8 protein-coding genes are annotated in these 5,627 nt (G+C 65.2%); all 8 read right to left on the reverse strand.

The features are described 5' to 3' along the window. Nucleotides 1-37: 37 nt before the first annotated feature. The 8 genes from G552_RS0113250 to G552_RS0113290 all read right to left on the reverse strand — a co-directional run bounded on the left by G552_RS0113250 (nucleotide 38) and on the right by G552_RS0113290 (nucleotide 4,834). On the reverse strand, nucleotides 38-283 hold the full coding sequence (locus tag G552_RS0113250) for a hypothetical protein (RefSeq protein ID WP_027883445.1): 246 nt from the start codon (nucleotides 281-283) through the stop codon (nucleotides 38-40). Between the two features lie 133 nt (nucleotides 284-416). Further along, the gene (locus tag G552_RS15605; RefSeq protein WP_156890755.1) at nucleotides 417-779 is read right to left on the reverse strand and encodes a hypothetical protein; all 363 of its coding nucleotides are present in this window, start codon (nucleotides 777-779) and stop codon (nucleotides 417-419) included. A gap of 136 nt (nucleotides 780-915) precedes the next feature. Beyond that, a complete protein-coding gene (locus G552_RS0113265) occupies nucleotides 916-1,485 on the reverse strand; it encodes a hypothetical protein (RefSeq protein WP_245575209.1) in 570 nt (189 codons plus the stop codon). Continuing rightward, on the reverse strand, nucleotides 1,482-1,919 hold the full coding sequence (locus tag G552_RS16420) for a VOC family protein (RefSeq protein ID WP_156890756.1): 438 nt from the start codon (nucleotides 1,917-1,919) through the stop codon (nucleotides 1,482-1,484). The genes G552_RS0113265 and G552_RS16420 overlap by 4 nt, the downstream gene beginning before the upstream one ends. A 235-nt stretch (nucleotides 1,920-2,154) precedes the next feature. Next, nucleotides 2,155-3,639: a DUF3987 domain-containing protein gene (locus tag G552_RS0113275; protein WP_027883448.1), complete on the reverse strand. Its 1,485-nt coding sequence runs from the start codon at nucleotides 3,637-3,639 to the stop codon at nucleotides 2,155-2,157. After that, nucleotides 3,636-4,493, reverse strand: a complete 858-nt coding sequence (locus G552_RS0113280; protein ID WP_051195825.1) for a toprim domain-containing protein — start codon at nucleotides 4,491-4,493, stop codon at nucleotides 3,636-3,638. The genes G552_RS0113275 and G552_RS0113280 overlap by 4 nt, the downstream gene beginning before the upstream one ends. Continuing rightward, the gene (locus G552_RS16985) at nucleotides 4,483-4,614 is read right to left on the reverse strand and encodes a hypothetical protein (RefSeq protein WP_281167352.1); all 132 of its coding nucleotides are present in this window, start codon (nucleotides 4,612-4,614) and stop codon (nucleotides 4,483-4,485) included. The genes G552_RS0113280 and G552_RS16985 overlap by 11 nt, the downstream gene beginning before the upstream one ends. Nucleotides 4,615-4,624: 10 nt before the next feature. Further along, a complete protein-coding gene (locus G552_RS0113290) occupies nucleotides 4,625-4,834 on the reverse strand; it encodes a helix-turn-helix domain-containing protein (protein ID WP_027883450.1) in 210 nt (69 codons plus the stop codon). Nucleotides 4,835-5,627 lie beyond the last annotated feature (793 nt).

A 5,627-nucleotide genomic window follows, 5' to 3' on the forward strand; every position in this document is an offset into this window, starting at 1 on the left:
TAGGGTCAGGCGTACCTCGAAGCGCCCATCCTTGCGTTTACGGGGCTTGTTCGTCAGGCGCGGCATCCTGCACCTCCAAGAGTCCCAGCGCTCGAAGTCCAACCCTTACCACCCGGCCCCGCTCCTCGGGCTTCAGGGCCTTGAAGCGCTCGAGCGCTTCGCCCTCCGCCCGGATGTAGACCCGCTCACCCGCCTCGCCGGGCTCGAAGGGGCGCAACCCCCACCGACGGGCCAAAGCCTCGCGTGGGGGCCTCACCAAGTGCAACTTCTCTCCCTTTGGCATATGGGCATTATACACGGTTGCCCACTGTAAATATCCCCCAAATCTTATTAAGGGAAATAAGCCCCCTCGAGCGAGGGGTCAGGGGTGGACATTGGGCCTTCCGGGCCGGAGTCACGCCGGGTGGGGTAGGGGCTCACTGTAAGTCGTTTACAGTGACGGCCTCCTCGTCCGGCCAGCGAAGGACGATCTCCAGCGCCTGCCGCCCAGATACCTCCACGTGGTCGCCGTAGCCGCGATGGCGGCCCAGGCGGGAGAGCAACCATTTCGCAGCCTGGGCGTCCCCCTCCTGGATAGCGCGGTGGATGACGCTTTCGGCCTCATCCAGGGTTTTCTCCCGCTCCGCCTCAAATGCGGCCTGGGTTTCAGGCCAGCGCTGGATAAGCGCCCGAGCAGTGCTCCAGCTAGCCCCAAGGCGCTTGGCCACGGCGGAAACGATTCCCCCGGAGCCCTCAATGGCCCGTAGCACGATGCGTTTGTTGTAACGTGGTCTACCCATTCTCGGCCTTTTCGGTTTCCGCAGCCAGGGAGCCCCTCCACTCCTCGGCCAGCACGACTATATAGCCACTCGGCATGTCTAATCTTACCGCGAACGGTATATTTCCCTTATCACTATTTAGGGGAAATTTCCCTTTCTAACCTTTCCCCAAAGGCCACACGGTGGATACCTCCACCACGCCCGGGTAAACCCGCACCTCACGGGGTTGGGGATACTGTGCCGCCCAGCGCTCTACCACCTGGGGTAGCCACCCTGCGGGGATGGTCTGGGCTGTCCGGCTCGAGCCCAGGTCGAAGGCTAGCGTGACCTCCTCAAGGTGTTTCCCCTCGAGCCGGGGTAGGGTCTCGAGCAGGGCGGCCCAGGTGGGGAAGCTCCAAAACGCGGCGGTATGCGGCGGAATCGTGCCGCTATGTGCCGGAATCGTTGCACCCTTCAACCCGTTAGCCCCTCGTGCCAGCCGCAATACCCGGCGCTCTCCGGTGTGGTGGGCTTCCACCTGCACGCCGTGCGCTTTGGCGTGGTGCTTCAACCACAGCGACAGGCTCACCGGGTTAGCGGGCCAGGGCTCTACCCGGTGGGCCTCGAGGGTGGCGTATAGCTCGGTGGGGGTTCCCTGCCAGGGGCCGGCCTCGAGCAGTCGGTGCAGAGCACCGGGCAAGTGGGGGTACCTAGGCGGCATGGCAGCGCTGGTGCTCAAGGGGGTCATATGACCAGCACATCCCCCTCTTCCTCGAGCGTCAGTGCACCGGCAGTACCCGCACTGACACCTGTTTGCGCCGTCAGGGGCGAGTTTTCTGCCGTTGGCGTCAGTGCGTCAGCGTTTTGGGAGAGTAGCTCGAGCAGTGCGGCAACCTCCTCGAGGGAGGCCAGCACCCGACACCGGCCCTCGGTGTCGGTGAGCGACACCGTGCCATCGAAGGGCGGGATGAATTTGAGCAGCCACCACCGGCCCACCGCCTTGACCCGGTAGAGGCACCCGTACCCCTCCGGGTCTGTCATCCGCACCCGCGAGCCCTTGGGGGGTAGCTCGGGCACGGTGTGCCAGTGGGTGGGGCAGCCCGAAGGGTCGGGGTCTCGGGCTACCCCGGGGGTCGCTTGCAAGCGTTTATCCCCGAAATGCACTGACGCACTGACGCTCACGGGGTTTTTCTCGTCCTGGACGGGGTTAGTGGGCGTCAGTGCACGTACTGACACTGTACTGACACCCCTACTGCCGGGGGTGAGGGTGTCAGTGGGCGTCAGTGCGGTGTCAGTGCACGTACTGACGCTCGTTTGTGCCGTGCTGGACGTGGTTTCTGCCCCTTGCGTCAGTGTGTCAGTGCTTTTTGAGAGTAGCGACTGCACCAGCTCGAGGGCGGCCAGGGGGTCGGTGAGGCTAGACATGGCTACCCTCCCAAAGACGGGGGTTAGGTACCCAAGCGCTCCCCTCGCGGGCAATCCAGCCCCGGGCCTCCAGCTCCGCCAGGGCGCGGCGCACCGTCTCCGGCTCGGCGAGGCCCTTCCAGCCCGAGCGCAGGATGTCCCGCTCGCTGAAGCGCCGGTAGCTGAAAGCAGCCTTGGTCTGGGTGCGCTCGAGGATGCGCCGCCCCAGCAGGGCCGCCCCCTGCACCTCGGGCCGGATGGCCTCCTGCCAGAGGTTGAGGGTGTGCAGCTTGTACAGGTTGGCCAGGGCGATGGCGCGGGCGGTGGAAAGGGCCTCGATGTGGGGCTGTGGGTTGGGGTACCCCTCCACCAGATGCAGCAGCAGGGCCAGCTTGGGCACTAATCCGGTCTGTTTCTCCAGCAGGGAGCGCTTGAGGGTGGGGGTGGAGGGTTGGCGCGACTCTCGGGCGGTCCCCTCCAGCCATTGCAGGTAGAGGGCCTGGGCCTCGGGGTCGAAGGTCAGCACGGGCCGGGTCAGCTCGGGCCGTAGCTCCACCTGGGGGACACCGGGCAGTTGGCGGGCCAGGCCCGCCAGCCCCTCCAGCCGGGCGGTGTACTCGGCCTTGAGGCTGTTGGGAGGGCGCACCACCCGTTGGTACGGGGGAAGCTCCCCGTAGACGGTTAGCTGGAAGCGGTGGAGCAACCCGTCATTGTTCCAGCCCCGGGCGGCCTCCAGGATGTAGCGGCGCATCGGGCCGGGCTGTGCGCCCCCCAGCAGGGAGAGGGTGCATATCGAGAGGTAGTGGCTACCTCGCTGAATGCGGCGCACGGTGTGGGGGGAGAGGCCGTTCCATAGTTTGAGGTAGAACTGCCGCTCCCCGGCCTTCTCGGGCCGCTCCCAGGCCGCAATGAGGCCCAGTAGCTCATCCTGGAAGGCGGTCAGGCCGAAGGGGTTATGCTCCAGCAGGTCGGCAAGCTTCTCGGCGGTGATGTCGTGGGCTAGAAGGGCCTCCTCGGCGGGGGGCTGTAGGTCATCCTCGGTCACCGGGTCGCCCTTCTTGCGGTTGCGCCGGGCTAGCTCCCATTCGGTGCGGCGGCGCTGGTTCTCGCGGTGTAGCTCGGCCTCCAGCGCGTGCAGGGGGGCAAAGGCGGCCTCCATCACCGGGCTCTTCCGTGTGCCAGGCTCCCCCACCAGCAAGCCCCACAGGTTGGGGGCCTCCAGCCAGCCGGGGTTAGCCTCGGGGTCGGGGGCCACCAGCACCCGGTTACCCAGCACCCCGGCGGCGGCCACCAGCGCGGCGGTGACGGTGAACTCCACCGGCGCGTTCATGCGGGCGGCGGTGTCCTCGGCCCACGGCCCAAGGGGCTCGGGCAAGAGCTTGAGGGCGTCAAAGGCCGGGGGGGTGGGGGTGTCCAGGTCGTCGAGGGGCTCGGGCTCGGGCCATACCCGCTCGGGCGTGACCTCGGGGGCATGTTGGAGCAGGTCACGGGCGGTCATGCCGCACCTCCCGCAACGGCGTCGAGCCAGTCTTCCCCGGGCTTCGGTGGAGTAGCCAGCCGCACCCGGCGGCCCTCCGAGAGCAACCTACGGGCCAGCTTGTGGGCGGCCTCGAGGCCGGCGGGGTCGTGGTCGGCGGCAATCAGCACCTCGCCCACCTCGGGGGGCAGCTGTACCCGCTCGAGCCCGATAGCGGAAACACACGCCCACACGGGCCAGCCGGTGGCCTGGCGGACAGCAAGGGCAGTTTCGATGCCTTCGGCCAGGGCCAGGGGGTGGCCGGGCTCGAGGGGATAGAGCCGGGCGGCACAGCCTAGCGGCTTGCTACCGGCGGCCAGGCGCTTGCCCACCCGCCCTGAGCCATCGGGCTTCAAGACGGTCAGGTGCATCCCTACCAACCCTTGCGGGCCTTCCACGCGGGCCAGCATCACCGGTTGCTCGCCCCATAGGGTCAGCCGAAGGGTCGGGGGTGGGGTGATACTGAGGCCTCGAGCGCGTAGGTAGCGGGCCAATAGCGGATGCCCCGGCGTTGCGGATGCCCACCACCTTTGCCACCTCTCGCGGGCCTCGAGGGGGGTTGAATGGCGCTCGGGGGTAGCCGGGCGGTAGTAGCCGGGATAGTCCCAGGGCCGGGCGTGGCCCTGGTGCAGGTCACACCAGGACAGGCCCACAGCCTCGAGCACGGCGTCGGGGGCGCACCCGGCGAAGCAGTGGAGCAGGATTTTACCGTCCAGAACGCGAATCGAGAGAGCCTGATTGCGGCCCGTGCCATGAGCCGGGCAGGTAGCCGTCCACCTATCGTGTCCGACAGCCTGAACGTTGGCGAGGTGCGAGAGCAGCAGATCAACGGCCACGGCCGGCCTCCTCGCGCCAGAGACGCAGATCAACCGCCCCGTTGACGACCTCGAGCACTACCAGCAGCCAGCGCCAGGGCAACAACGCAAGCAGAAAAGCGGTATACTTTTTTTGTTGCACAGCCCACCCCCTAGCGCTCCCCGCCCTCGCCCCGGGCGGGGTTGTTCTCGTGCCCCTCGAGCCATTCGCGTAGAGCGCTCGCGGGAATCAACCAACGGGAACCGAGCTTGCGAGCGGGCAAGACGCCGAGACGTACGTACTTATCAATCGTGTTTACATGGAGTCCGAGTAGCTCTGCCACCTCCTTGCGGGAGTAGGCGAGTTTTTTACTTTTTTCCATGCGAAAAACCTCCGATTTAGTCGGAGGCCGGGTATACCGGCCTAGCCTGTAGCCATGACGGGATAAACCCGTCGCCTACAGCACTAGACCGAGGGTGCGTTGGGTCGGATTGTTGGGATTAGTACTAGCGGTTCGGGTGGGGGGTGTGAAAAGCGCTCATGCGAGTGGCGGTACATGGAGGTGGCCACCACCACCAAGCTGTGGATCCGGGCGACTAGAAATGCAATTACTATCCGGCTCAGGGTTGCCACGCGGGCGGATAAAGCACACAGTTCCTCCTGGAGAAATTCAGCGCGACCCTCGTGCATGCGCTCATAGATGGCCCATCGGGTACCAAACCCGAGGGGCCAAAGCGCCAGCAAGATGATTCTGATAGCTCGAATGATCGCGAGTATATAGCGCGGGTTGCCGGTTCGCAGAAGGCCCCGCACTGAGAGTTCAAGGAGAGGCATAACGTATCTCACGGGGGTCAGCCACACAAAAATCAGACTCCTCAGCAAACGCCAGCGCCAGAGGAGGGGAATTTTGATGAATTCCGCAGGCGTGAAACGCGGTAGAGCTAACCGCCTCCCCAGGATGTGCCTTGAAATGATCAAATCCACACGGGCGGCACGTACCGAACAACGTGCATCCTGCACCTTGCACCAGTGCTGAAACGCCCTGCCGCTCCTCATACAGACATCATACCACATGTTGTGCCAAAAAAAAATGTACATACAATATATGCCCCCTACTGACACACATCCTGACCCAAATCCTGACCCAAATTGACCCAAAAATTGACCCAAAACCG

Origin of the sequence: Meiothermus rufus DSM 22234 (genome assembly GCF_000423425.1) — a bacterium.
GTDB classification, from domain to species: domain Bacteria; phylum Deinococcota; class Deinococci; order Deinococcales; family Thermaceae; genus Meiothermus; species Meiothermus rufus.